We start from the raw sequence: 24,701 nt of genomic DNA on the forward strand, positions 1-24,701 counted from the left end.
GGTGCCGGCTGTCCTGGGGCGTTGCCTGCCCTGCACCGCATTCATTGCCTGCCCGGGTCGCGTTCGGTCGAATTGCTCTTGCGGCGCATGCGTATAGGCTCCGCTCCGCGATTGGCTCTGTATCGGATACCTCATGGATCACGCTCTCCTCGAAACGCTCAAGACGTGGCGACGACATCTCCACGCGCATCCCGAACTCTCGCTGAAGGAGAGCGCGACGGCTGCCTTCGTTCAGGAGAAGCTGACCGAACTCGGCATTCCCTTTACCGCCGGCATTGGTGGTCACGGCGTCGTCGCGACGCTGAAGCGCGGCAACTCGGACCGCAGCGTCGGATTGCGGGCCGATATGGACGCCTTGCCGATTCTCGAGGCGAATGACCTGCCCTATGTCTCCACGAACAAGGGCGTGATGCACGCTTGCGGCCATGATGGCCACACGACCTCCCTGCTCGGAGCCGCCGCCCTGCTGGCGCGCGACGAAAGCTGGAGCGGGACGGTCCATCTGCTGTTCCAGCCTTCGGAGGAGAATGGTGCCGGCGCCCGGGCGATGATCGCCGACGGTCTGTTCGAACGCTTCCCGATGGAGCGCGTCTTCGGATTCCATAACTGGCCCGGCCTGGAAGCCGGCACGGTGGCGGTTCATCACGGACCGGTTATGGCCGAACCCGGCCGATTCCGGATCACCCTGCACGGCACGGCCGGCCATGCCGCCAAGCCCGACCTGACGCGCGATCCGATCGTTGCGATGAGCCATCTGATCGTGGCTCTGCAGACGATCGTCGCCCGCAATGTCGATCCGCTCGACAGCGCGGTCGTCTCGGTCGGCATGGTGCATGGCGGCCAGGCGCCGAACCAGATCCCGTCCAGCGTCACCATCGACGGCACTTTCCGGACCTATCGGCCGGCGGTGCGCGATCGCGTGATCGGGAGCCTCAAGCGCATTGCCAACAGCACGGCCGAGGCCTTCGAGATGCGGGCCGAGATCGAGATCATCACTGGCGGTCGCGCCACGGCGAATACCGAACTGGAGGAAGAGATCTCGGTCGCGGCAGCGAAGCAGGCTGGTCTGACTGTTCGGCGCGACGTGCCGCCGAGCACCGCGAGCGAGGATTTCTGCCATTTCATGGCGGACRGGCCGRGCGCCTATGTCTGGATCGGCAATGGCCCGGTGACCGACGGTGGCGAGCTCCACAACGAGCGCTACAACTTCAATGACGATATCCTGCCCGCCACGGCTGGCTGGATGGCAAGCGCGGCCCGCCTGGCGCTCGAGGGCGAGCTCTCCAATACGCGCCCCGCGCGATGAAACGGGAGGGAGGCGGGTCCACGGGCTCACCTCCCTCCTGATTCTGCGTGGGGCAACCGAACCTGACGAGATTGGGGCGGCAGCGAGCCTTCGGGGAACCGGGTAGGCCGGGCGCCGATTGCGAGCGCTCCGGACACGAGATCGGCGAGGAGCCTGGGTTGGCTTCCCTTCAGAACGGGCTCACCGGAAAGAACCGCAGATAGAGCCTGGCATAGGTGCCGTCGTCCCAGAGCGATTGGAGCGCATAGTCGATTGCGCGTATGAGGGTCGGGTCATCCTTGCGCGTGAGGAAGCTGACCCCCTCGCCGAAATAGCGGCTTTCCAGGAAGGGGCCGCCGCTGAAGGCGAGCTCGCCGCCGTTGCGGCCGGCGAGCGTGAGTGCAAGCGCGACGCCGTCCCCGAAGACATATTCAACCTCGCCGCTGCGCAATGCGRCAATCGCTGCCGTCAGGCTGGGGGCTTCACGGCGCTGGGCGAAGGGCATCAGACGTTCGAGGAAGGCCTGATGCGCGGAGCCGCTGATGACGGCGATCCGCTTGCCCTGCAACTCGCGGCTGTCGAGTTCCGGCTGAGCACTGCCGCGGGTCGTGACGAAACGGGCAGGGGAACGGAAATAGAGATGGCTGGCGCTGAAACGGGCGCGGATCTGCGGCGTCACCGCCATCGCCGCCGCCAGGACGTCGCCGCGCCCTTCGGCCAGGGAATCGAGCAGCGTGTCGAAGCGGCGGGCCTGAACCGTGCAGGTCCACAGCATCCTCTCGCAGACCGCACGGGCGAGCTCGACCGAGAAACCGGTCAGCGCGCCGTCCGGCGCAGCAAAATGTAGCGGCGGATAGTCGTCGTCGGTCAGGAAACGAACCACGCGTGGGGGCCCGGGCTCCGGCCGATCGAGCCTGATCTTGCCGTCCCAGAAATTGGGGACGGTCGCGGGAGATTGCGCCGCAGCTGTGCCGGCTATCAGGAGGCCAAGGCAGAATGTGGGGGCAAGGAGGGCGAGCCGCTTCATGGCCGCATCTGGCGACAGGGGGCGAGCCTGATCAAGAGGTTTCGCTATTCGCATGTGGAACCCTGTCCCTGCAGGAGAGGGTTCCACATGCGCTGTTGCTTTCCGGGCTTCGGCCTCAGGCCGCCAGCGCCGCCGCCGTTGCCTTCGCGCCCTGCGAGAACAGGCTATCGAGCTGCCGGGCGACAGCCTTGGTGAAGGCCGTCTCGCGCGGCAGATCGCTACCGAAGATCGCTTCGATGCCGAGAAGGCCGCTGCTCAGCGCCTGCGCATTCCGGCCCGCCTGCGTCGCGATGCGGGCGAATTCGCCCGCCAGCGGGTCGCGGACATCGATGACGGTGCCCGTCTCGTCCGTGCCGGTGACGTAACGCATCCAGGCCGCGACGCCGAGCGCAAGGTGATCGATCGGCGCACCGGCCTTGAGGCGTTCGCGGATCGTGCCGAGCAGACGCTGCGGCAGCTTCTGCGAGCCGTCCATGGCGATCTGCCAGGTACGGTGGCGAATGGCGGGGTTGTGGAAGCGGGTGAGCAGCGCGCCGGCATAGTCGGTGAGATCGACGCCTTGCGGAGCGGGCACGGTCGGGATGATCTCGGCCCAGAGCCCCTGCAGGAAGCGGGCGAGCACCGGATCGCCGCTCGCCTCGGCCACGGTCTCGTGGCCGGAGAGATAGCCGAGATAGGCGAGGCTGGAATGGGCACCATTGAGCATGCGCAGCTTCATGAACTCGAAGGGCGCGACCTCGGAGACCATCTGGGCGCCGACTTCGTCCCATGCGGGCCTGCCACTGGCAAAACGATCCTCGACCGCCCATTGCCGGAAGGGTTCTCCGATCACCGGTGCGGCGTCTTCGACACCGAGCAGGCCGGCGGCCTCCGCGATGTCGGCGTCGGTGGTGGCGGGCACGATGCGGTCGACCATCGTCGCCGGGAAGGCTCCATTCGCTTCGATCCAGGCTGCAAGCGTATCGTCCTGCAGAGCTGCGAAGTCGCGCACCAGGCCGCGCAGGACCTTGCCGTTATGCGGAAGGTTGTCGCAGCTCAGCGCGGTAAAGGGAGCGAGGCCTTCGGCCTTTCGCAGCTTCAGGGCGGCGACGATCAGGCCAATGGCCGAGCGCGGGGCATCGGGATGTTCCAGATCGTGAACAATGTCGGGATGATCCTGCCGCAGTCGGCCGGTGGCCGGGTCGTGGCAATAGCCCTTCTCGGTCACGGTCAGCGAGACGATGCGCGTTTCGGCGGCGGCGAGACGTGTGACGAGAGCGGCGGGATTCTCGGGCGCGACGAGCACATCGAGCACGGAACCGATGATGCGCATCTGCGGGCCGTCTGGAGCCCGCTTCAGGAAGCTGTAGAGACCGCCTTGTGGCTTCAGCCTGTCGCGCTGGTCGGGGCGCTGCAGGCTGGCGCCGATGATACCCCAGGCGCCGAAAGCGTGCTCGAGCGCATCATCCGTATATTCGCAGAGATGGGCGCGGGCGAAGGCGCCGAGCCCGAGATGCACGATGCCGGGCTTCAGCCCTGCGCGCTCATAGGATGGACGGCGGACAGTCTTGGGCAGGCTGCCAAGGGTTTGCGGCGACAGTCTGGTCAATGGAACACTCTTGGCAGCCAGAGGGAGATTGCAGGGACATAGGTCACCAGCAGGAGTACGGCAACGCTGGCGCCGTAGAAGGGCCAGATCGTCCGCATCGATTCCCCGATCGAGACGCGCCCGATGGCACAGGCGACGAACTGTACCGATCCGACCGGCGGCGTGTTCAGGCCGATGCCGGCGTTCAGGATCAGGATCACGCCGAAATGCACGGGGTCGACGCCAAAGGCCTTCACAACCGGCAGAAAGATCGGCGTGCAGATGATGATCATCGGCGCCATGTCCATGAACGTGCCGAGCACGAGCAGGATGAGATTGATCATCAGCAGGATGACGAGCGGGTTGTCCGAGACCGCCTTCATCGCGCCGATCGTCGCCTGCGGCACCTGCAGGAAGGCCATCAGCCAGCCGAAGGCGCCGGCCGTCCCGATCACCAGCAGTACCATAGCCGTGGTGCGAACCGCGCCAAGGGTCGCTTCGACAAAGGCCGTCCAGGTGAGCTGGCGATAGACGAAGATGGTGACGAGGACGGCGTAGACGACAGCCACGCAGGAGGATTCCGTTGCGGTGAAAACGCCGGACCGGACCCCGCCGAAGATGATGAAGATCAGCAGGATGCCGGGCAGCGCCAGCACCATGTAGCGGCCCACCGCAGCAAATCCCGGAAACGCCTCGCGCGGATAGCCGCGCCGGACCGCGACGGCCCAGGCCGCAACCATCAGCGCAGCACAAAGCATCAGCCCGGGGATGATGCCGGCGGTAAACAGATCGGCGATCGAGATGTTTCCGCCCGCCGAGAGCGAATAGATGATCATGTTGTGCGAGGGCGGGATCAGCAGCGCGATGATCGCCGCATTGGCCGTGACATTGACCGCATAGTCCGCGTCGTAGCCGCGTTTGACCATTTGCGGGATCATCAGGCCGCCGACGGCGGATGCATCCGCGACGGCCGAGCCGGAAATGCCGCCGAACAGCGTGCAGGTGACGACATTGACCTGCCCCAGGCCGCCGCGCAGATGGCCGACGAGACTCGAGGCCATCTGGATCAGGCGCTCGGCGATGCCGCCGCGGATCATCAGGTCGCCGGCATAGATGAAAAACGGAATCGCCATCATGGCGAAGGCGTTCATGCCGGAATTCATCTGCTGGAAGACGACGACCGGCGGCAGGCCCATATAGACGACGGTGGCGATCGACGACATGCCCAGGCAGAAAGCCACGGGCACGCCGATGAGGAGAAGCAGCGCGAAGGTACCAAAGAGGATCCAGAGTTCCATCGCTCAGACTTCCTGTGCGCTGCCGAAATGCGTGAAGCCGAGCGGGGCGGATTTCGCCTTGGTGAGAAAGAGCATGAGCTTTTCGAAGGAGAAGAGGGCGATCAAGGCGCCGCCGACCGCGATGGGGACATAGTCCCAGCCGCGCGAGATGCCGATGATCGGCAGGCGGTCGCTCCAGGTCCCGATGGCGAGCTGCGCGCCATAGACCAGCATGGCGAGGCCGAAGGCAATCACCAGAAGCTCGGTCAGGATGATCAGYCCGTTGCGCAGCGGCGGCGGCGACATGGCGAGGCCGACCTCGAAGCCGAGATGATCGCTCTCGCGCACGCCGACTGCGGCGCCGAGCAGGATGAACCAGGACATCAGGAAGAGGGCGCTGGCCTCGACCCAGATCGGCGTGTCGTTCAGCACATAACGCCCGAAGACGCCCCATGCGACGATCACGGTCATGGCGACAAGACCTGCCCCGGCGATGACCAGTGCAATGAGGCAGAGCTTGGCGCCCAGCCGGGTCAGGATTTGTGCAAGGAGAAGCATCAAGACGCTCCGGCGCCGCGTGAGGCGCTTTTTCCCGGGTGATGCTGGCTTGTTCCAGTTTCGCCGGCGGTGAAAACCGCCTGCGAAGCGGGATCGTCAGAACCGCTCCACCCGGGGAAGGCCGAAAAGGAGACGCAAGTGACTGGGCGCGGCCGGAAGGGCCGCGCCGGCCTTCACTTCACCGCCTGGATGGCAGCCACCATCTCCTTGAGCTTCGGATCGGTGACGAACTTGTCGTAGACGGGCTTCATCGCATCGATGAAGGGCTGCTTCTCGACCGTGTTGATCTGTGCGCCGCCAGCTTTGACCTTGGCTTCCGACTCCTTCTCGCGCGCATCCCAGAGCTCGCGCATCTTGGCGACGGATTCCTTGGCTGCGGTCTTGATCAGCGCCTGGTCCGCCGCGTTGAACTTGTCGAAGCTGCGCTTCGACATCACGAGCACCTCCGGCGAGAGCGAGTGCTCGGTGGTCGAATAGAACTTCGAGACCTCGAAATGGCGGGTCGACTCGTAGGACGGCCAGTTGTTCTCGGCGCCGTCGATGACGCCGGTCTGCAGCGCCGAATAGACTTCGCCGAACGGCATCGGGGTGGCATTGGCGCCGAGCGCCGAGACCAGAGCCACGAACATGTCGGACTGCTGGACGCGAATCTTCATGCCCTTCATGTCGGCTGGCGAGCCGATCGGGCGCTTGCCGTTATAGAAGGAGCGCGAGCCGGAATCGTAGAAGGCGAGGCCGATCAGGTCGTGCTTCTCAAAATCCTTGAGCAGGTTGTCGCCGATCGGGCCGTCCATGACTTTCCGCATATGATCGACCGAGCGGAAGATGAAGGGCAGCGAGGGTATGTTGGTCGCCGGGATCAGGTTGTTGAACGGCGCCATGTTGATGCGGTTCATGTCGATGACGCCAAAGCGCGTCTGATCGATCGTATCCTTCTCCTGGCCGAGCTGGGCGGAGTGGAAGACGTTGATCTTGATGCGTCCATTGGTCCGCTGATCCAGCAGCTGGCCCATGTATTTGACCGCTTCGATGGTCGGATAGCCGTCAGGGTGGATGTCGGTGGAGCGCAGGGTGACGTTCTGCGCCTGAGCCGCGCCGACGGTCGCTGCGATGAAAGCCGCGCCGACGAGCGCGGAGACTGTCCGTCTTGTAAGCATGTTCCTGTTCCTCCCGTTTGAATAGATCGCCGGATTTTCCCGGTCGTTCTTGCCCCGTGTTCGGGAGCCGTGCCGCCCCATGCCGGCTTCGGCCTTAGAGAAATTCCCTCCGCATCGGCGTGAAGGAATCGATCAACTGCCCGGCCTCGATGGCGACGACGCCATGGACGAGGTTTTCGGGCACGAAGAAGCTGTCGCCGGCCGCTAGCCTGCTGGTCCTGCCGTCAATCGTGACGTCGAAGACGCCGCTCTCGACATAGGACGCCTGACGATGCGGGTGCTGGTGCGCCTTGCCGATGGCTCCGGCCTCGAAGACGACGCGGACGATCATCAGGTCGGGCCCATAGGCCATGATCTTGCGCTTCACGCCGGGCTCGGTCGCCTGCCAGGCGAAGTCGCGCTCATGCTGGAAGAAGGAGTTGAGACGCTCGCTCATCGTGCCAGCCAGCCTCCATCGACGGGGATGATCGCACCATGCACGTAGGCCGCCGCGTCGCTTGCAAGGAAGACGGCAGCCCCGCCGATATCCGAAGGCTTGCCCCAACGACCAGCCGGGATGCGGGCAAGGATGGCGGCGTTACGGTCGGCATCCTCGCGCAGGGCCTGCGTGTTGTTGCTCTCGACATAGCCGGGGGCGATCGCGTTCACATTGATGCCCTTGCCCGCCCATTCGCAGGCCAACAGCCGGGTCAGGCCGGCAAGCCCGCTCTTGCTCGCGGTATAGGAGGCGACGCGGATACCGCCCTGGAAGGAGAGCAGCGAGGCGATGTTGACGATGCGCCCGCTGCGGCCGGCCGCGAGCGCTGCCTTCGCAAAGGCCTGGGACAGGAAGAAACTCGCCTTGAGGTTCACGTTCATGACCTCGTCCCAGTCGCTCTCGCTGAAATCGAGAGCGTCGGCGCGGCGGATGATACCGGCATTGTTGACGAGAATATCGAGCGGACCGGCGGCTTCGCTGGCTCTGGTGACGGCCTCGGCTGCGATCCCGGGTTGCTGCAGATCGACGGCGAGCGGCAGGCAGCGTCCGCCGGCACTGGTGATCATTGCCACCGTCTCGGTCATGGACGAGCGGCCGGCGGCGACGACCGTGGCTCCGGCCTCAGCCAGCGACAGCGCAATGCCCTGGCCGATGCCGGTATTGGCGCCTGTGACGAGCGCCGTGCGCCCGACGAGATCGAAGGGCGCACGCGCAACCATCAGCGCAGCATCTCGACGGGCGCGGCGTCCATGTCGGTGAACTCGACATTGTCGCCGGCCATGGCCCAGACGAAGGCGTAGTTCGAGGTGCCGCAGCCGCAATGGATCGACCAGTTCGGCGAAATCACGGCCTGCTCGTTGGCGACGAGCAGATGCCGGGTTTCGGTCGGTTCGCCCATGAAATGGAAGACGCGATGGGCCGGGTCGAGGTTGAAATAGAGATAGGCTTCCATCCGCCGCGTATGGGTGTGGCAGGGCATGGAGTTCCAGACCGAGCCGGGCTCGAGTGCCGTCATGCCCATGACGAGCTGGTTGGTGCCGGTCGTGTTCGGCATGATGTATTGCCGGATGGTGCGCTTGTTCGAGGTCTCGGCCGAGCCGAGATGCAGCGTATTGGCATCCGACTGGCGGATGAGCTGATGCGGCGCCTCGCGATGGGCGGGGGCGCTGGTCAGGTAGAACTTGGCGGGGTTGGCCGGATCGGCGCTGGAGAAGCTGACCTCCTTCGCGCCCAGTCCGACATAGAGCGCGTCGAGGTTCGGCAGTGCGAACTGCTTGCCGTCGACGGTGACCGTGCCGGCGCCGCCGATATTGATTACCCCGAGTTCGCGGCGCGCCAGGTAGAAGGGCGTGCCGGTCGGAGCGAAGGGATCGAGCGTCAGCGGCTTGCTMACCGGGGTGGCGCCGCCGACGATCATGCGGTCGTAATGGCTGTAGGTCCGCGTCAGCTCACCCGGCACGAAGATGCGCTCGACCAGGAAGTCCTGACGCAGTGCCTCGGTGTCGTAGCGCTTCACATCGCGTGGATGCGCGGCCTGGCGTTCGTCGATCGAGCTCGCTGCGCTGGTCACAGGCGGTAGGCCTCCTTGGCCAGGCGATAGGCGAGGTCGTAGGCCACCTCCGCCGCCTCGTCCTCGCCGAGGCGATGCTCGGCGACGAGCTTGGCGAGATAGGTGCAGTCGCAGCGGCGAGCGACGTCGTGACGGGCCGGAATCGAGAGATAGGCGCGCGTGTCGTCGTTGAAGCCGACGGTATTGTAGAAGCCTGCGGTCTCCGTCGTGAGCTCGCGGAAGCGCAGCATGGCTTCCGGCGCGTCGAGGAACCACCAGCCGGGTCCGAGCTTCAAAGCGGGATAATGTCCGGCGAGCGGCGCGAGTTCGCGGGAATAGACGGTCTCGTCGAGCGTGAAGGCGATGACCGTCAGGTTGGGTTCGTTGCCCACCGCATCGAGCAGCGGCTTCAGTGCCGAAACGTAATCCACGCCGCGCGGGATATCGCAGCCCATATCGCGGCCGAAGGTTTCGAACAGCATCGGGTTATGGTTGCGGACGGAGCCGGGGTGGATCTGCAGGACGAAGCCGTCATCGAGGCTCATCTTCGCCATCTCGGTGAGCATCTGACCGCGGAACAGGTCGGCATCCTCGGCCGAGAACTTGCMCTTCAGGATCTTGGCGAAGAGCTTCTCGCTTTCGGCCTGCGAGAGATTTGCCGTGCGCGCGGTGGCGTGGCCATGGTCCGAGGAGGTCGCGCCGCGCTGTTTGAAATAGGCCCGGCGAGCGCGGTGGGCCGCGAGATAGCCGGTCCAGTTCGTGACATCTTCGCCGGTCAGCTCGCCGAACTGTGCGAGATTGTCCTTGAAGCCCTCGAATTCGGGGTCGACGACGCTGTCCGGCCGATAGGCCGTGACGACCTTGCCGCCCCAGCCGGATTCCCGGATCATGTCGTGCCATTTCAGGTCGTCGAGCGCGCCCTCGGTGGTCGCGATCGCCTCGATGTTGAAGCGCTCGAACAGGGCGCGGGGACGAAACTCCGGCTGCTCTAGCTTTTCGGCGATGCGGTCGTAGATGCGGTCCGCATTCTCCGGGCTCAGGCGCTCGTTGATGCCGAAGACCCCGGACAGGGCATGCTCGAACCAGAGCCGGGTCGGCGTGCCGCGGAACAGCCGCCAATGGCTGGCGAAGAGCCGCCAGATCGCGCGGGTATCGGTCTCGACCGGGCCGCCATCCTTGCGGGCGATGCCGAGCTGCTCGAGCCTGACGCCCTGCGAGTAGAGCATCCGGAAGATGTAATGGTCGGGCTTGACCAGCAGCGTCGCCGGATCCGGGAACGGCTTGTCCTCGGCGAACCAGCGCGGGTCGGTATGGCCGTGTGGCGAGATGATCGGGAGATCGCGAATCCCGGCATAGAGACGGCGCGCGATGCCTCGCGTCACCGGATCGGCAGGAAACAGGCGATCATCGTGCAGCAACATCAGCAATCTGTCCCGATAGGCCCGCGACTGTACGGGCGAGAAGCGTATCGGATCAATATACTAATATACTAGTATGTCAAAAGTGATTGTGGTAGCGCCTAAGGAGGGTGGCGCTCACAGGGCTTAGGCCGGAGCGTTCGGGAGACATGGGTGGCTGGGACGGGACGATGAACGAGCTCGCAGGCGGCCGCGGCCATGCGGCGGATAATCGACGCGAGCGCCGCCCCCTGGGGCGGGCCGTGGCTCCCGCCGGGCGCTCGACGGCCGCTTCACTGGTTCAGGACGATCTCCGACGCGCCATCCTCGCCATGGAGCTGAGGCCCGGCGTGCCGCTCTCCGAGAAGGAGCTGACGGCGCRCTTCGGCGTCAGCCGTACCCCGGTCCGCGAAGCGCTGATCCGTCTCAAGGAAGAGGGGCTGGTCGAGATCTTTCCGCAGGCGGGGACTTTCGTTGCGCGCATCCCGACCGGGGCTATTCCCGAAGCGGTCTTCATCCGGCAGGCGCTGGAATGCGCGACCGTGGAATTGCTTGCCCGCATCGCGACGCCGGAGGCCATCGCCCGACTTGATGCCACGGTCGCGCGCCTGCACGAAGCCTTCGATATCGGCGATCAGGAGAATTTCCATCTCGCGGACGAAGCCTTTCACGAGACGCTGGCCGATGCCGCCGGGTATCCCGGTATCTGGAAAATCGCACAGGCGGCGAAAAGCCAGATCGACCGCTGCCGACGCATGACCCTGCCGGTGCCCGGGCGCATGGCGATGGTGATCCGCGAGCACCTGTCGATCGTCGATGCCATCCGCAAGGGCCGCGCCACCGAGGCGGTTGCGGCGATGCGCACCCATCTCGGCACGCTCCTGCCCGATCTCGTGCATCTTCAGGCAAAGCATCCAGATTACTTCGTCTGACGCGATCGGTCTGTCGCGTGGACGAAACGGAAGAGCCGTCTTGCGCCGGGCCCATCTCCCGCGCCATCTTGCGCCGCGACATGCATGGGAGTGGCTGATGACGACGCGGCGTGACCTTCTTGCCGGAGCAGGCGCAGCCGCGCTGGCGGCCCAGTTGCCTTTCGTTGCTCTGGCGCAGGCCAAGGACAGCGTCATCATTGCGATGACGCTGGAACCGCCGACGCTCGACCCGACCTCGGGCGCGGCGCAGGCGATCCGCGAAGTTACCTTGCAGAACATCTTCGAAGGCCTGGTCAAGATGGACCGGACCGGCAAGATCGTGCCCTGCCTCGCCGAAAGCTGGGAGATCGCACCCGACAATATCACCTACAGCTTCAAGCTGCGGCGGGGCGCGACGTTCCATGACGGCACCCCGTTCAGCTCCGAACAGGTCAGGTTCTCGTTCGAGCGGGCCGTGGCTCCGGAATCGACCAACGCCCAGCGCCAGCTGTTCACGCCGATCGCGGAGATCGCGACGCCTGATCCGGCGTCCGTGGTCATCAGGCTGAAACAGCCGACGGCGAATTTCCTCTACGGTCTCGCCTGGGGCGATGCGGTGATCGTGGCGCCAGCGAGCGCCGCCAACAACAAGACCAATCCGGTTGGCACCGGCCCGTTCAAGTTCGTGCGCTGGAATCGTGGCGACAGGCTCGAGCTCGAACGCTTCGACGGCTATTGGGGGGAGAAGCCGACACTCGCCAAGGCGACCTTCCGCTTTATCGCCGATCCGCAGGCGCAGGTCGCCGCGTTGCGGGCCGGGGATGTCCACGCGCAAACCAATCTGGCGGCCCCTGAAGCCGTGCCGCAGCTCAAGGCTGATCCCAAGCTCAAGGTCAGTTTCGGCAAGACGGAGGGCGAGGTCATCCTCGCCATCAACAATGCCAAGGCGCCGTTCAACGATCTGCGCGTGCGTCAGGCGATCGCTCATGTGCTCGACCGCAAGACGATCGCGCTCGGGGTCTACGGCTTCGATGTCGACCTGATCGGCAGTCATTTCTCACCATTGCATCCGGCCTATATAGACCTGACCGGCACCTATCCGGTCGATATCCCCAAGGCCAAGGCGCTGCTGGCCGCGGCCGGCTTCCCGAACGGCTTCTCCTGCACGCTGAAACTGCCGCCGCCGACCTATGCCCGGCGTTCGGGCGAGATCATTGCGGCGCTGCTTGCGCAGATCGGCATCAACGCCTCGATCGAGCCGCTCGAATTCCCGCAATGGCTGGAGCGCGTCTTCCGCGGCAAGGATTTCGACCTGAGCGTGATCGCCCATACCGAACCGCTCGACATCAATATCTATGCCCGCGACGACTACTACTTCCAGTACAAGAACCCCGAGTTCAAGGCACTGATGGCGAAGATCGACGTCACCCTCGACGAGGGCCAACGCAATGAGATGTACAGGCAAGCCCAGCGCATCCTGGCGCGCGATGCGGTCAACGGCTTCCTCTTCATCCTGCCGAAGATCACGGTGACGGCGGCCGGGCTGGACGGGATGTGGACGGATTGGCCGCTCCCGATCACGCCGCTCGCCGAGGTGCGCTGGCGCTAGGTCGTGCTGTCGTTCCTGGCGCGCCGGTGCGTGGCGCTTGTCGCCACTCTGCTTGGTGCGGCGCTGGTGATCTTCATCGCGCTCGAGGTGCTGCCGGGCGATCCGGCTGCCGTGACGCTTGGGCTCAATGCGGCTCCCGAGGCGCTGGCGGCCCTGCGCCTGGAGATGGGGCTCGACAAGCCGGCACTGGTCCGTTTTCTCGCCTGGATTTCGGGCCTCCTGACCGGCGATCTCGGCCTGAGCTACACCTATCGTGTGCCGGTGGCCCAGCTGATCGGCGAGCGGATGGCTGTCACCCTGCCATTGGCGCTGGGGGCGATCATGCTGGCTACATCGATTGGCGTTCCACTTGGCTTGCTCGCCGCAGCCAATCATAATCGGCCGACCGATGCGGCCGTGATGGTCTTCGCGCAGCTCGGGCTGGCTGTTCCGAATTTCTGGTTCGGCCTCTTGCTCGTGCTGCTTTTCGCGATCGGGCTCGGCTGGTTTCCGGCCGGCGGTTTCCCGGGCTGGCAGGCCGGGCCGGCTGCTGCCGTGAAGGCGCTGCTGCTGCCGGCCCTCGCGCTCGCCCTGCCGCAGGCGGCGATCCTGGCCAGGGTGACGCGCTCCTCGATGCTCGACACGCTGCAGGAGGATTTCGTCCGTACCGCTCGCGCCAAGGGACTGGCAGAACCGGTCACGGTGGTCAGGCATGCACTGCGCAACGCCTTGATTCCGGTCGTTACCATCATGGGGCTGCAATTCTCGGTGCTGATCGCCGGCGCGATCATCATCGAGAATGTCTTTGCGCTGCCGGGGCTCGGGCGCCTCGTCTTCCAGTCGATCACCCAGCATGACCTGATCGTCGTGAAGGATCTGGTGATGCTGTTTGCCGGCCTCGCCATCCTGGTGAATTTTGCGGTCGAGCTCGTCTATGGGCTCATCGACCCGCGCCTGAGGGAGGCGTCGTGACACCGGCCGGTGCGTCGGCCCCGGTCTCGGCGAAACGCTGGTGGACGGGCCCCTCCTTCCTGATCGGTTTCGCGCTGACCGGGATCATCGTTGCGGGGGCGCTGCTGTCCTATGTCTGGACGCCCTATCCGCCGACGCAGATGATGATCCTGAATCGCCTGAAGCCCCCTTCGGCGACGAACTGGTTCGGGACCGACCAATTCGGTCGCGACGTCTTCTCGATGATCATGGTGGGCGCCCGCAACTCGCTGGCGGTCGGGCTCGGCGCGGTCGGGTTCGGTCTGGTGCTCGGCACAACGCTCGGTCTGCTGGCGGCGATCCGGCGCGACGGCTTCCTCGACAACCTGATCATGCGCACGGCCGACTTCACCCATGCCTTCCCGGCGGTGCTGACGGCGATCATGATCACGGCGATCGCCGGGCCGGGCATGCTCAACGCCATCGTCGCGATCGGCATCCTGAACCTGCCTTATTTCGCGCGCCTGGCGCGCGGGGTGGCGATTCAGGTCTGGACGCGGGATTATATCCAGGCGGCGCGGGCGGCCGGGCTCGACAATGTGCAGATCAGCGTCCGCCATGTCCTGCCGAATGTTGCTGGCGTCATCGTCGTACAGGCGACGATCCAGTTCGCACTGGCGATCCTGGCGGAGGCGGGGCTGTCCTATCTCGGGCTCGGCACGCAGCCGCCGAATCCGTCCTGGGGACGCATGCTGAACGAGGCGCAGACCTTCATGGCGGTGCAGCCATGGCTCGCTATCTTTCCCGGCGCGGCGATTGCCATCGCGGTGCTCGGCTTCAATCTGCTCGGCGACGGCCTGCGCGATGCCATCGACCCGCGCCTGCGCCGAAGCCGCTGAGTGACGATGAGGATGAGACGATGACCGATCTTGCCGATCTGAGCGCGACGGAGCTTCTCGCCGGCTATGCCGCACGGACATTCTCGCCGGTCGAGGCGACCGAGGCGGTGATCGCACGGATTACCGCATGGGAGCCGCAGCTCAAGGCGCTCTATGCCTATGATCCCGCCGCGGCGCGAGCGATGGCGAAGGCCTCCGAGATGCGCTGGCTGAAGGGGGAGGCGCTGGCTCTCGACGGGGTGCCCGGCACGATCAAGGAGAACATCGCGACCAAGGGCGTGCCGGTGCCGCTCGGCACGGCCGCGCGCGATCTCGAGCCGGCATCGGCGGACGCACCGCCGGCGGCGCGGTTGAGGGAGGCCGGCTGCGTCATCCTCGCCAAGACGACGATGCCGGATTACGGCATGCTCTCCTCGGGTTTGTCGAGCTTTCACGAACTCGCCTGCAACCCCTGGGACCTGACCAAGAATCCTGGCGGCTCCTCGGCTGGGGCGGGTGCGGCGGGAGCTGCGGGCTATGGGCCGCTTCATGTCGGCACCGATATCGGTGGCTCGATCCGCCTGCCGGCCGGCTGGTGCGGCTTGGTCGGCCTCAAGCCGAGCTTTGGCCGCGTGCCGATCGACCCGACCTATTACGGCCGCGTCGCCGGGCCGATGACCCGCTCGGTCGCGGATGCGGCGCTGATGATGCGGGAACTGTCCCGGCCGGACAGGCGCGATGGCATGAGCCTGCCGCCACAGGAGATCGACTGGCTGGCGCTGGAGTTTGACGTCAAGGGCTTGCGGCTGGGGCTCCAGGTCGATGCCGGAGTCGGGCTTGCCGTCGAGCCGCATACCCGGGCTGCGATCGAGGCGGCGGCCAGGGCCTTTGTGGCGGCTGGCGCGATTGTCGAGCCGGTTGCGCCCTTCCTGACCCGCGAAATGCTGGACGGGCTTGATGATTTCTGGCGGCAGCGCGCCTGGGTCGACATTGGCGGCCTGTCGGATGCCAGGCAGGGACGGGTTCTGCCCTATATCTACGCCTGGGCCGAGGGCGGCCGGAATCTGAGTGGCGAAAGAGTCTATCGCGGGATGAGCCAGATGCTGGCGATGCGCGATGCGGCGCTGAAAGCCTGTGCACCGTTCGATTTCGTGCTGTCGCCGGTTTCCCCTGTGCCGGCCTATGCGGCTGAGCTGGCCTCGCCCATCCACGACCCTGAGCGGCCCTTCGAGCACATCGCGTTCACGGTCTCAGCGAACATGTCGGATCAGCCGGCGGTMTCGGTCCATGCCGGGCTTACTCCCGAGGGGTTGCCGATCGGCTTGCAGATCACCGGGCGGCGGTTCGACGATCTCGGCGTGTTGAGAATGGCGCGGGCCTGGGAAATTCTACGCGGCAGCGAGGTGCCATGGCCTGCGCCGCCACAGACCGTGTGAGGGTTCAGAACAGCGCGGTCGGCGCGAACTGCGCCACCAGCATCAGGGCGAAACTGATCACGCCAAGGCCGGCGCCGGTGAGGGCCAGCATCGTCACGCCGGTGATGATCGCGGCCGAGGAAATCACGATCGCGATCTGAAGCAGGCCTGAGACGATGTCGTATTTGTCGTCGCGGGCCGCTGCGATGTCACGCACGGCCTCGGCCGTCTTGGCGCGCGCGACCAGTTCCTTGCGGCCTTCATTGGTCTCGGGCTCCGAATCATAGCGCGCAATCGTCTGCTTCCAGCCGTCGATGCGCTTCTGCATGCGCTCGCGGGTGGCGGGGTCCGTCGCGGCTGCGAGATCGATCTCCATCGCCTCCGCGGCCGTGCGCAGTGTGGTGCCGCGGATCGTCTTGGCCTGGAAGAATGACCAGAGATTCGAAGCCTCGATGTTCTTGGCGATCGATTCCTGCTCGGCGTTCTTGCCGCCGATTTCTGAGAAGGCCAGCATCAGGGCGAGCATCGCGATGAGCAGGGCGATGCGCTTGTTGCTGCCGCTGGTGGCGGTTTCGGTGACGTCGGCTGCTGGCGAAGACATGCGATTCTGGTTCCCCCCGGAGACGGCGGGCAATGGCCGGGTTCCGCGGCGGAATCAAGGGGGCTCGCTCGCCTTGGGCTCTTATCGTTGGGCGCGGGGATGGGCCGCATCATAAGCCGCCATCAAACGGGCCGAATCGATGCGGGTATAGATTTGCGTCGTCGAGAGGGACGCGTGCCCGAGTAGCTCCTGGATGGCCCTTAAATCGCCGCCACGCCCGAGCAGATGGGTCGCGAAGGAATGGCGCAGGCTATGCGGGGTCGCAGACGAGGGCAGGCCGAGCGCGCCGCGCAGGCCCTCGACCGCGAGCTGGATGATGCGGGGCGAGAGCGGTCCACCCTTGGCGCCGAGGAAGAGCGGGCCCTCCGGCGGCAATCGCCAGGGGCAGAGCGAGAGATACTCCTCGATCGCGGTGACCACGACCGGCAGAACAGGCACCATGCGGGTCTTCTGGCCCTTGCCGATCACGGTCAGCGTATCCGATGCGCTCCTTGGTGCCTGCGCGCGCGACAACCCAAGCGCCTCGGAGATGCGCAGGCCGCAGCCATAGAGCAGGGCGAGCACGGCTGCGTCTCGTGCCAGGATCCAGGTTTCGCGGTCCTCGCCGGCGCGGATATCGGCCTGCATCACGGCCTTTGCGGCCTTGGCATCAAGCGGGCGCGGCAGCGATTTTCCAATGCGCGGCCCGCGCGTCGCGGCAAAGGCYGAGGCCGTGAGCTTGCCGGTGCGTTCTCCGAAGCGGGCAAAGGAGCGCAGCGAGGCAAGCTGGCGCATCAGTGTGCGGTTGCCGACGCCGTCACGCCGACGCTGGCCGAGAAAGGCGCGCAAGTCGAGCGGCTTCAGCGCTGCCAGATTCTCGAGGGTCGGCTTGCCGCCGAAATGGCCGTCGAGAAAGGTGGAGAACTGCGCAAGGTCGCGGCCATAGGCCTCGAGCGTCTTGGGTGAAAGACGGCGCTCGCTGGCGAGATGGACGAGCCAGTTTTGGCGCAGGGTCTCGAAATCGGTCATCGGCGTCCCCTGTGGTCTGAGCCGAGCATGACGCCCCTGCCTTAACAGGGACCGAATCGATGCTAGACACGGGCGCATGAGCGAGGTTGAGACAGGCATCGAAACAGGCGGCACGGTCGACGTGCTGATCCCGCTCGCGCTCGATCAGGCGTATAGTTATGCGGTTCCAGACGGGCTCGCGCTCAAACCCGGCGATATCGTGCAGGTGCCGCTGGGCCCGCGCGAGACTGTGGGCGTCGTCTGGAGCCTGGGCTCGGGGCGTGGTGGCAACCTGAAGCGCGTCAGCGCCAAAATGGACATGCCGCCGCTCGATCCGGCCCTGATGAAGCTGGTCGACTGGGTCGCTTGGTACACGCTTGCGGCCAAGGGTTCGGTGCTGGCGCTTGCGCTGCGGCGCCCGCCCGATGATACGCCGGAACGACCGAAGATGGGCGTCCGACTCGTCGGGCCGCCGCCCCAGCGCATGACGCCGGCCCGGGCGCGAGCCATCGCGGCGGCGGAGGGCGGCCTGCTGATCGCGAAATCGGCGCTGGCCGAGACGGCCTCGGTGAGTGGGGCGGTGATCGATTCGCTCGTCGATGCGGGGACTTTTGCCATCGAGGCGCTGCCGCGCGGTGAGGTCGTCGACATTCCCGACCCGGATCACGCGCGACCGGCCCTGTCGGCGGGACAGGCCGCGGCGGCGACGGCACTGGTTGCGTCCGTCAAGGCGGCGGCCTCCGGCGTGACCCTGCTCGAGGGCGTCACGGGGTCGGGCAAGACGGAGGTCTATTTCGAAGCTGTGGCGGAGGCGATCCGGATCGGTCGCCAGAGCCTGATCCTGATGCCGGAAATCGCGCTGACGGCGCAGTTTATCGACCGCTTCGAGGCCCGGTTTGGCGTGCGGCCCGGGCTTTGGCACTCGGCAGTCTCGGGGCGGCGGCGGGAGCGGCTGCAGGCGGCGATCGCAAGCGGCGAGGCGAGAGTGGTGGCGGGCGCGCGCTCGGCCCTGTTCTTGCCCTACCGTGATCTCGGGCTGATCGTGGTCGATGAAGAGCACGAGGCCGCCTACAAGCAGGAGGACGGCGTCAGCTATCACGCCCGCGACATGGCGGTGGTGCGCGGCATGATCGAGAAGGCGCCGGTCATCCTCACCTCTGCGACGCCATCGCTGGTAACGCGCGTCAATGCCGAGCGCGGGCGCTATGCCTATCTGAAACTGCCGGAACGTTTTGGCGGGCGGGAACTGCCGACGCTCGATCTCGTGGATCTCAAGCGCGACAAGCCTGAACGCGGGCGCTGGATTTCGGGCGCGCTCGTCAAGGCCATCACGACCAATCTGGAGGCGAAGGAGCAGTCGCTGCTGTTCCTCAACCGCCGCGGCTACGCACCGCTGACGCTCTGCCGTGATTGCGGTCACCGGTTCCAGTGCCCGAACTGCTCGACCTGGCTGGTCGATCATCGCTTTCGGCGGGCGCTGGTCTGCCATCATTGCGGCCATGTCGAACGCCGGCCGCACGAGTGCCCGGCCTGTCATGCGCCGGAAAGCCTCGCGGCCTGTGGACCCGGTGTCGAACGGCTTGCGGAAGAGGTCGCGACGCTGTTCCCCGATGCGCGTTCGATCGTGCTCTCCAGCGATTTCCCCGGTGGTACCGAACGGCTGAAGCAGGAACTGATGGCAGTGGCGGAGGGGGAGTTCGATATCGTCATCGGTACCCAGCTCGTCGCCAAGGGGCATAATTTTCCGGGGATGACACTGGTCGGCGTCGTCGATGCCGATCTCGGCCTGACCTCGGGCGATCCCCGCGCGGCCGAGCGAACCTTCCAGGTCCTGCGTCAGGTGACGGGGAGGGCAGGCCGGGGMGAGAAGCCGGGCCGAGCTCTGCTCCAGACCCATGATCCCAGCCATCCCGTGCTCAAGGCGCTGGTCTCGGGCGACCCGGAGCGGTTTTATGCCGCAGAGGCGGCGTCTCGTGAGGCTGCCGGCCTGCCGCCCTTTGGGCGTCTGGCCGGACTGATCGTCTCCGCCAACAGCCAGGCGGAGGCCGAAAATCATGCCCGTGCACTGGCGCGCTGCGCGGCACCGCCGGACGGAGTCGTCGTTCTGGGGCCCGCAGAAGCCCCTCTTGCCGTGCTACGGGGGCGGCATCGCATGCGTTTGATCGTGAAAACGGCACGTGAGGTCAATCTGCAGGATTACCTGCGTGCCTGGCTGAAGAGCGCTCCGCGAGCGAAGGGTTCCGTCCGGGTTCAGGTCGATGTCGACCCGCAAAGCTTCCTGTGAGTGCAGGGCCCGGCTGCGGAAAACGGCCCTGTTGATCGCGATCTACGGATTGCGCCCCCCAAAGCCTCATGTTAGTGCACCGCCACATTTCGGACGCAAGGTGCGCACTCGCGCGGCTTTCGTCTGTCTGAAACATCGCAGCGCCAGGACGATGCACTCCACCTTCATCAAGAAGGTCGCCGGTGCAGTCCATTGAACGAGAGATGTGAGCGTGGCTGAAGGCGGATCGCAGGATCAGACATTGGTGTCGGGCGTAGCCGGGCGCTATGCCACGGCGCTATTCGAACTGGCTTCGGAGGCCAGTGCGATCGACGCCGTTTCGGCCGATCTCGACGCATTCAGCGCGATGATCGCCGAGAGCGACGATCTGAAGCGGCTGATCAGCAGCCCGGTCTTCACGGCCGAGGAGCAGGTCTCTGCAATCACCGCCCTGCTGGCCAAGGCGGGCATCGGCGGTATCGCCGGCAATTTCATCGGTTTCGTCGCCAGCAAGCGCCGCCTGTTCGCGCTGTCGGGCATGATCCGCGGTTATCGTGCGCTCGTCGCCGAAGCCAAGGGCATCGTCAGTGCCGAAGTCACGGTCGCCGAGGAGCCGTCGGCCAAGCGCCTCGACGAGATCCGCGCGACGCTCAAGGATGTGGCGGGCAAGGATGTTGCCGTCGCTATCAAGGTCGATCCGGCCATCATTGGCGGTCTCGTCGTCAAGATGGGTTCGCGGATGGTCGACGCCTCGCTGAAAACCAAACTCAATTCAATTCGTCTTGCCATGAAAGAGGTCGGCTGATGGAAATCCGCCCCGCTGAAATCTCCGCGATCCTGAAGGCTCAGATCAGCAATTTCGGGTCGGAAGCCTCCGTCACCGAAGTCGGTCAGGTTCTCTCCGTCGGCGACGGCATCGCCCGCGTCTACGGCCTCGACAAGGTCCAGGCCGGTGAGATGGTCGAGTTCGAGAGTGGCGTGCGCGGCATGGCGCTCAACCTCGAGAGCGACAATGTCGGCGTCGTCATCTTCGGCTCCGACCGAGAGATCAAGGAAGGCCAGACCGTCAAGCGCACCGGCGCGATCGTTGACGTGCCGGTCGGCAAGGAGCTGCTCGGCCGCGTCGTCGACGCGCTCGGCAACCCGATCGACGGCAAGGGCCCGATCAAGGCAAAGATCCGTTCGCGCGTCGACGTGAAGGCGCCCGGCATCATTCCGCGCAAGTCCGTGCATGAGCCGATGGCGACTGGCCTCAAGGCGATCGACGCCCTGATCCCGATCGGCCGTGGCCAGCGCGAGCTGATCATCGGCGACCGCCAGACCGGCAAGACCGCCGTGGCGCTCGACACGATCCTCAACCAGAAGGCCCTGAACGAAGGCACGGACGAGAGCCAGAAGCTCTACTGCGTCTATGTCGCCATCGGTCAGAAGCGTTCCACCGTCGCGCAGTTCGTGAAGGTGCTCGAGGAGCGCGGTGCGCTCGAATACTCGATCGTCGTGGCGGCCACGGCCTCCGATCCGGCCCCGATGCAGTTCCTGGCTCCGTTCGCCGGCTGCGCCATGGGCGAGTATTTCCGCGACAACGGCATGCACGCCGTCATCATCTATGACGACCTGTCGAAGCAGGCCGTCGCCTACCGCCAGATGTCGCTCCTGCTGCGCCGCCCGCCGGGCCGCGAAGCCTATCCGGGCGACGTGTTCTATCTCCACTCCCGCCTGCTCGAGCGCGCCGCCAAGATGGGCGACGAGGCCGGCAAGGGCTCGCTGACGGCGCTGCCGGTCATCGAAACCCAGGCCAACGACGTGTCGGCCTACATCCCGACCAACGTGATCTCGATCACCGACGGCCAGATCTTCCTCGAGACCGACCTGTTCTACCAGGGCATCCGCCCGGCCGTGAACGTCGGCCTCTCGGTGTCGCGCGTCGGTTCGGCCGCGCAGACCAAGGCGACCAAGAAGGTTGCCGGCAAGATCAAGGGCGAGCTCGCGCAGTATCGCGAGATGGCTGCCTTCGCGCAGTTCGGTTCGGATCTCGACGCGGTCACGCAGCGCCTGCTCAACCGCGGCGCCCGCCTGACCGAGCTCCTGAAGCAGGGGCAGTTCTCGCCGCTGAAGATGGAAGAGCAGACGGTCGTGATCTATGCCGGCGTGAACGGCTATCTCGACCCGCTGCCGGTCAACAAGGTTCGCGCTTTCGAGGACGGCCTGCTCGCGCTGGTGCGCGGCAAGCATATCGCCCTACTCAACGAAATCCGCGACACCAAGGATCTTTCGGACGCGAATGCCGCGAAGCTGAAAGAGATCGTCGCTGATTACGCCAAGTCGTTCGCTTGAGGTCGACCGGGGTTTCATCACCCCGGCAATATGAGGATCGTCGATGCCTTCATTGAAGGATCTGCGAAATCGTATCGCCTCAGTGAAGGCGACGCAGAAGATCACCAAGGCCATGCAGATGGTCGCGGCTGCCAAGCTGCGCCGCGCCCAGAGCGCGGCGGAAGCGGCGCGTCCCTATGCCGAGCGCATGGAGACGGTGCTTGCCAGTCTGGCTGCTGGTGTCGCCGGTGACGGCGCTCCAAGGCTGATTGGCGGCACGGGCTCGGACAAGGTCCATCTGCTCGTCGTCTGCACGGCCGAGCGCGGCCTGTGCGGCGCCTTCAACTCTTCGATCGCGCGTCTGGCGCGTGACAAGGCGCAGGCGCTGAAGGCCGAGGGCAAGACGGTCAAGATCATCTGCGTCGGCAAGAAGGGCTATGACATCCTGCGCCGGCAGTTCGAGCAGGACATCATCGAGTTGGTCGACCTGCGCGGCTTCAAGCAAGTCGGCTTCGTCAATGCCGAGACAATCGCGCAGAACGTCCTGGCACGCTTCGACGCCGGCGAGTTGGATGTCGCGACGCTGTTCTTCTCGAAGTTCAGGTCGGTGATCTCGCAGATCCCGACGGCCCAGCGCATCATTCCGGCCGAAATCCCGGCGGGGACCAAGACGACCGACGCCGTCTATGAGTACGAGCCCGACGAGGGCGAAATTCTCGACGTTCTGCTGCCACGCAACCTGACTGTCCAGGTGCTGCGGGCGCTTCTCGAGAATGCCGCTTCCGAGCAGGGCGCGCGCATGTCGGCGATGGATTCCGCCACGCGTAACGCCGGTGAGATGATCAAGAAGCAGACGCAGCTCTACAACCGCTCGCGTCAGGCAATGATCACCAAGGAACTCATCGAAATCATCTCCGGAGCGGAAGCGCTCTAACGCCTGAAGGGCCTGCGCGGCGCTTAAGCCCGCAGGCTTGTCCGTAAAGCTGAACGCTCATCGAGGTTCGACCATGGCCAAAGCCGCAACCAAGACCACCAAGACCAAGACCGAGAAGTCCGCCAATACCGGTACGGGCCGCGTCGCTCAGGTCATCGGCGCCGTCGTCGACGTGCAGTTCGATGGCGAGCTGCCGGCGATCCTGAACGCGCTCGAGACCACGAACCTGGGCAACCGCCTGGTTCTCGAGGTTGCGCAGCACCTCGGCGAGAACACCGTGCGCTGCATCGCGATGGATTCGAGCGAAGGTCTGGTCCGTGGCCAGGAAGTGAGCGACACCGGCGCGCCGATCGCGGTTCCGGTTGGCGACGAGTGCCTCGGCCGCATCATGAACGTCATCGGCGAGCCGGTCGACGAGGCTGGCCCGATCAAGACCTCCACCACTCGCGGCATCCACCAGCCTGCGCCGAGCTATGCCGAGCAGGCCACGGAAGCGCAGATCCTGGTCACCGGCATCAAGGTCGTCGACCTGCTGGCTCCCTACGCGAAGGGCGGCAAGATCGGCCTGTTCGGCGGCGCCGGCGTCGGCAAGACCGTTCTGATCATGGAGCTGATCAACAACGTCGCCAAGGCCCATGGCGGCTACTCGGTGTTCGCCGGCGTCGGTGAGCGCACCCGCGAGGGTAACGACCTCTATCACGAGATGATCGAGTCGGGCGTGAACAAGAAGGGCGGCGGCGAAGGCTCGAAATGCGCCCTCGTCTATGGCCAGATGAACGAGCCCCCGGGCGCCCGCATGCGCGTCGCTCTCTCGGGCCTGACCGTCGCCGAGGATTTCCGCGACCGCGGCCAGGACGTGCTGTTCTTCGTCGACAACATCTTCCGCTTCACGCAGGCCGGCTCGGAAGTGTCCGCGCTGCTCGGCCGTATTCCGTCGGCGGTGGGCTATCAGCCGACGCTGGCGACCGACATGGGCAACCTGCAGGAGCGCATCACCACCACCAACAAGGGCTCGATCACCTCGGTGCAGGCGATCTACGTGCCGGCGGACGATCTGACCGACCCGGCGCCGGCCACCTCCTTCGCCCACTTGGACGCCACGACCGTGCTCTCGCGCTCGATCGCGGAAAAGGGCATCTACCCGGCGGTGGACCCGCTCGACTCGACTTCGCGCATGCTGTCCGCGGCGATCGTCGGTGAAGAGCACTACAACATCGCCCGCCAGGTCCAGCAGATCCTCCAGCGCTACAAGGCGCTGCAGGACATCATCGCGATCCTGGGCATGGACGAGCTCTCGGAAGAGGACAAGATCTCGGTCGCCCGCGCCCGCAAGATCGAGCGCTTCCTGTCGCAGCCCTTCTTCGTCGCCGAAGTCTTCACCGGCTCGCCCGGCAAGCTCGTTGCGCTCGAGGACACCATCAAGGGCTTCAAGGGACTGGTCGAGGGCAAGTACGACCACCTCCCGGAGGCGGCCTTCTACATGGTCGGCTCGATCGACGAAGCAGTCGAGAAGGCCCAGCGCCTGGCTGCCGAAGCGGCGTAATCCGCTGGGGCAACGGCTATCCGGGATGGCGCAAGCCAGCCCG

At 65.6% G+C, this 24,701-nt stretch carries 22 protein-coding genes; 11 read left to right on the plus strand and 11 right to left on the minus strand.

What is annotated here, in order from left to right:
* Nucleotides 1-133: 133 nt before the first annotated feature.
* Complete coding sequence (locus AC1DRP_RS02460; RefSeq protein ID WP_476767714.1) at nt 134-1,306, plus strand: amidohydrolase; 1,173 nt, start codon at nt 134-136, stop codon at nt 1,304-1,306.
* Nucleotides 1,307-1,475: 169 nt separating this feature from the next.
* Here the strand turns inward: AC1DRP_RS02460 and AC1DRP_RS02465 are convergent, their stop codons facing one another.
* The 9 genes from AC1DRP_RS02465 to uxaC all read right to left on the minus strand — a co-directional run bounded on the left by AC1DRP_RS02465 (nt 1,476) and on the right by uxaC (nt 10,319).
* The gene (locus AC1DRP_RS02465) at nt 1,476-2,312 is read right to left on the minus strand and encodes a transporter substrate-binding domain-containing protein (RefSeq protein ID WP_476767715.1); all 837 of its coding nucleotides are present in this window, start codon (nt 2,310-2,312) and stop codon (nt 1,476-1,478) included.
* A gap of 115 nt (nt 2,313-2,427) precedes the next feature.
* Entirely contained in the window at nt 2,428-3,900 is a 1,473-nt protein-coding gene (locus AC1DRP_RS02470; RefSeq protein WP_441504426.1) for a mannitol dehydrogenase family protein, read from the minus strand.
* Nucleotides 3,897-5,177 (minus strand): TRAP transporter large permease, encoded by a 1,281-nt coding sequence (locus AC1DRP_RS02475; protein ID WP_441488023.1) that lies wholly within the window; start codon nt 5,175-5,177, stop codon nt 3,897-3,899. Before AC1DRP_RS02475 ends, AC1DRP_RS02470 begins: the two co-directional genes overlap by 4 nt.
* Nucleotides 5,178-5,180: 3 nt before the next feature.
* Entirely contained in the window at nt 5,181-5,714 is a 534-nt protein-coding gene (locus tag AC1DRP_RS02480; protein ID WP_441488024.1) for a TRAP transporter small permease, read from the minus strand.
* A 173-nt stretch (nt 5,715-5,887) separates the two neighbouring features.
* Nucleotides 5,888-6,871 carry a TRAP transporter substrate-binding protein gene (locus AC1DRP_RS02485; protein ID WP_441488025.1) on the minus strand — a complete coding sequence of 328 codons (984 nt, stop codon included), beginning with the start codon at nt 6,869-6,871 and terminating at the stop codon, nt 5,888-5,890.
* Between the two features lie 94 nt (nt 6,872-6,965).
* Nucleotides 6,966-7,307: a cupin domain-containing protein gene (locus tag AC1DRP_RS02490; RefSeq protein WP_441504427.1), complete on the minus strand. Its 342-nt coding sequence runs from the start codon at nt 7,305-7,307 to the stop codon at nt 6,966-6,968.
* Nucleotides 7,304-8,068 carry a 2-dehydro-3-deoxy-D-gluconate 5-dehydrogenase KduD gene (gene kduD, locus AC1DRP_RS02495; RefSeq protein ID WP_441504428.1) on the minus strand — a complete coding sequence of 255 codons (765 nt, stop codon included), beginning with the start codon at nt 8,066-8,068 and terminating at the stop codon, nt 7,304-7,306. The genes AC1DRP_RS02490 and kduD overlap by 4 nt, the downstream gene beginning before the upstream one ends.
* Nucleotides 8,068-8,919 carry a 5-dehydro-4-deoxy-D-glucuronate isomerase gene (kduI, locus tag AC1DRP_RS02500; RefSeq protein WP_441504429.1) on the minus strand — a complete coding sequence of 284 codons (852 nt, stop codon included), beginning with the start codon at nt 8,917-8,919 and terminating at the stop codon, nt 8,068-8,070. The genes kduD and kduI overlap by 1 nt, the downstream gene beginning before the upstream one ends.
* Entirely contained in the window at nt 8,916-10,319 is a 1,404-nt protein-coding gene (gene uxaC, locus AC1DRP_RS02505; protein WP_476767716.1) for a glucuronate isomerase, read from the minus strand. Before uxaC ends, kduI begins: the two co-directional genes overlap by 4 nt.
* Nucleotides 10,320-10,486: 167 nt before the next feature.
* Between uxaC and AC1DRP_RS02510 the strand changes: the two genes are divergently transcribed.
* The 5 genes from AC1DRP_RS02510 to AC1DRP_RS02530 all read left to right on the plus strand — a co-directional run bounded on the left by AC1DRP_RS02510 (nt 10,487) and on the right by AC1DRP_RS02530 (nt 16,038).
* A complete protein-coding gene (locus AC1DRP_RS02510) occupies nt 10,487-11,227 on the plus strand; it encodes a GntR family transcriptional regulator (protein WP_476767717.1) in 741 nt (246 codons plus the stop codon).
* 97 nt (nt 11,228-11,324) lie between these two features.
* Nucleotides 11,325-12,815, plus strand: coding sequence for an ABC transporter substrate-binding protein (locus tag AC1DRP_RS02515; protein ID WP_441504432.1), 1,491 nt, complete (start codon nt 11,325-11,327; stop codon nt 12,813-12,815).
* Nucleotides 12,816-12,818: 3 nt separating this feature from the next.
* Entirely contained in the window at nt 12,819-13,766 is a 948-nt protein-coding gene (locus AC1DRP_RS02520) for an ABC transporter permease (RefSeq protein WP_441504433.1), read from the plus strand.
* The gene (locus AC1DRP_RS02525; RefSeq protein WP_441488033.1) at nt 13,763-14,623 is read left to right on the plus strand and encodes an ABC transporter permease; all 861 of its coding nucleotides are present in this window, start codon (nt 13,763-13,765) and stop codon (nt 14,621-14,623) included. Before AC1DRP_RS02520 ends, AC1DRP_RS02525 begins: the two co-directional genes overlap by 4 nt.
* Nucleotides 14,624-14,643: 20 nt before the next feature.
* Nucleotides 14,644-16,038 carry an amidase gene (locus AC1DRP_RS02530; protein ID WP_441488034.1) on the plus strand — a complete coding sequence of 465 codons (1,395 nt, stop codon included), beginning with the start codon at nt 14,644-14,646 and terminating at the stop codon, nt 16,036-16,038.
* Between the two features lie 4 nt (nt 16,039-16,042).
* On the opposite strand, the gene AC1DRP_RS02535 is transcribed toward AC1DRP_RS02530, so the two are convergent.
* A complete protein-coding gene (locus tag AC1DRP_RS02535) occupies nt 16,043-16,618 on the minus strand; it encodes a DUF4337 domain-containing protein (RefSeq protein ID WP_441504434.1) in 576 nt (191 codons plus the stop codon).
* Nucleotides 16,619-16,699: 81 nt separating this feature from the next.
* The gene (locus AC1DRP_RS02540; protein WP_441504435.1) at nt 16,700-17,626 is read right to left on the minus strand and encodes a tyrosine recombinase XerC; all 927 of its coding nucleotides are present in this window, start codon (nt 17,624-17,626) and stop codon (nt 16,700-16,702) included.
* Nucleotides 17,627-17,702: 76 nt separating this feature from the next.
* Between AC1DRP_RS02540 and AC1DRP_RS02545 the strand changes: the two genes are divergently transcribed.
* The 5 genes from AC1DRP_RS02545 to atpD all read left to right on the plus strand — a co-directional run bounded on the left by AC1DRP_RS02545 (nt 17,703) and on the right by atpD (nt 24,658).
* Entirely contained in the window at nt 17,703-19,889 is a 2,187-nt protein-coding gene (locus AC1DRP_RS02545; protein ID WP_476767718.1) for a primosomal protein N', read from the plus strand.
* Between the two features lie 211 nt (nt 19,890-20,100).
* The gene (locus tag AC1DRP_RS02550; protein ID WP_441488038.1) at nt 20,101-20,673 is read left to right on the plus strand and encodes a F0F1 ATP synthase subunit delta; all 573 of its coding nucleotides are present in this window, start codon (nt 20,101-20,103) and stop codon (nt 20,671-20,673) included.
* On the plus strand, nt 20,673-22,202 hold the full coding sequence (gene atpA / locus AC1DRP_RS02555) for a F0F1 ATP synthase subunit alpha (RefSeq protein ID WP_441488039.1): 1,530 nt from the start codon (nt 20,673-20,675) through the stop codon (nt 22,200-22,202). Before AC1DRP_RS02550 ends, atpA begins: the two co-directional genes overlap by 1 nt.
* 43 nt (nt 22,203-22,245) lie before the next feature.
* On the plus strand, nt 22,246-23,115 hold the full coding sequence (locus AC1DRP_RS02560; RefSeq protein WP_476767719.1) for a F0F1 ATP synthase subunit gamma: 870 nt from the start codon (nt 22,246-22,248) through the stop codon (nt 23,113-23,115).
* Between the two features lie 73 nt (nt 23,116-23,188).
* Nucleotides 23,189-24,658: a F0F1 ATP synthase subunit beta gene (gene atpD / locus AC1DRP_RS02565; protein WP_113517308.1), complete on the plus strand. Its 1,470-nt coding sequence runs from the start codon at nt 23,189-23,191 to the stop codon at nt 24,656-24,658.
* Nucleotides 24,659-24,701 lie beyond the last annotated feature (43 nt).

The sequence above is a fragment of the Allobosea sp. 01N443 genome (assembly GCF_056399325.1).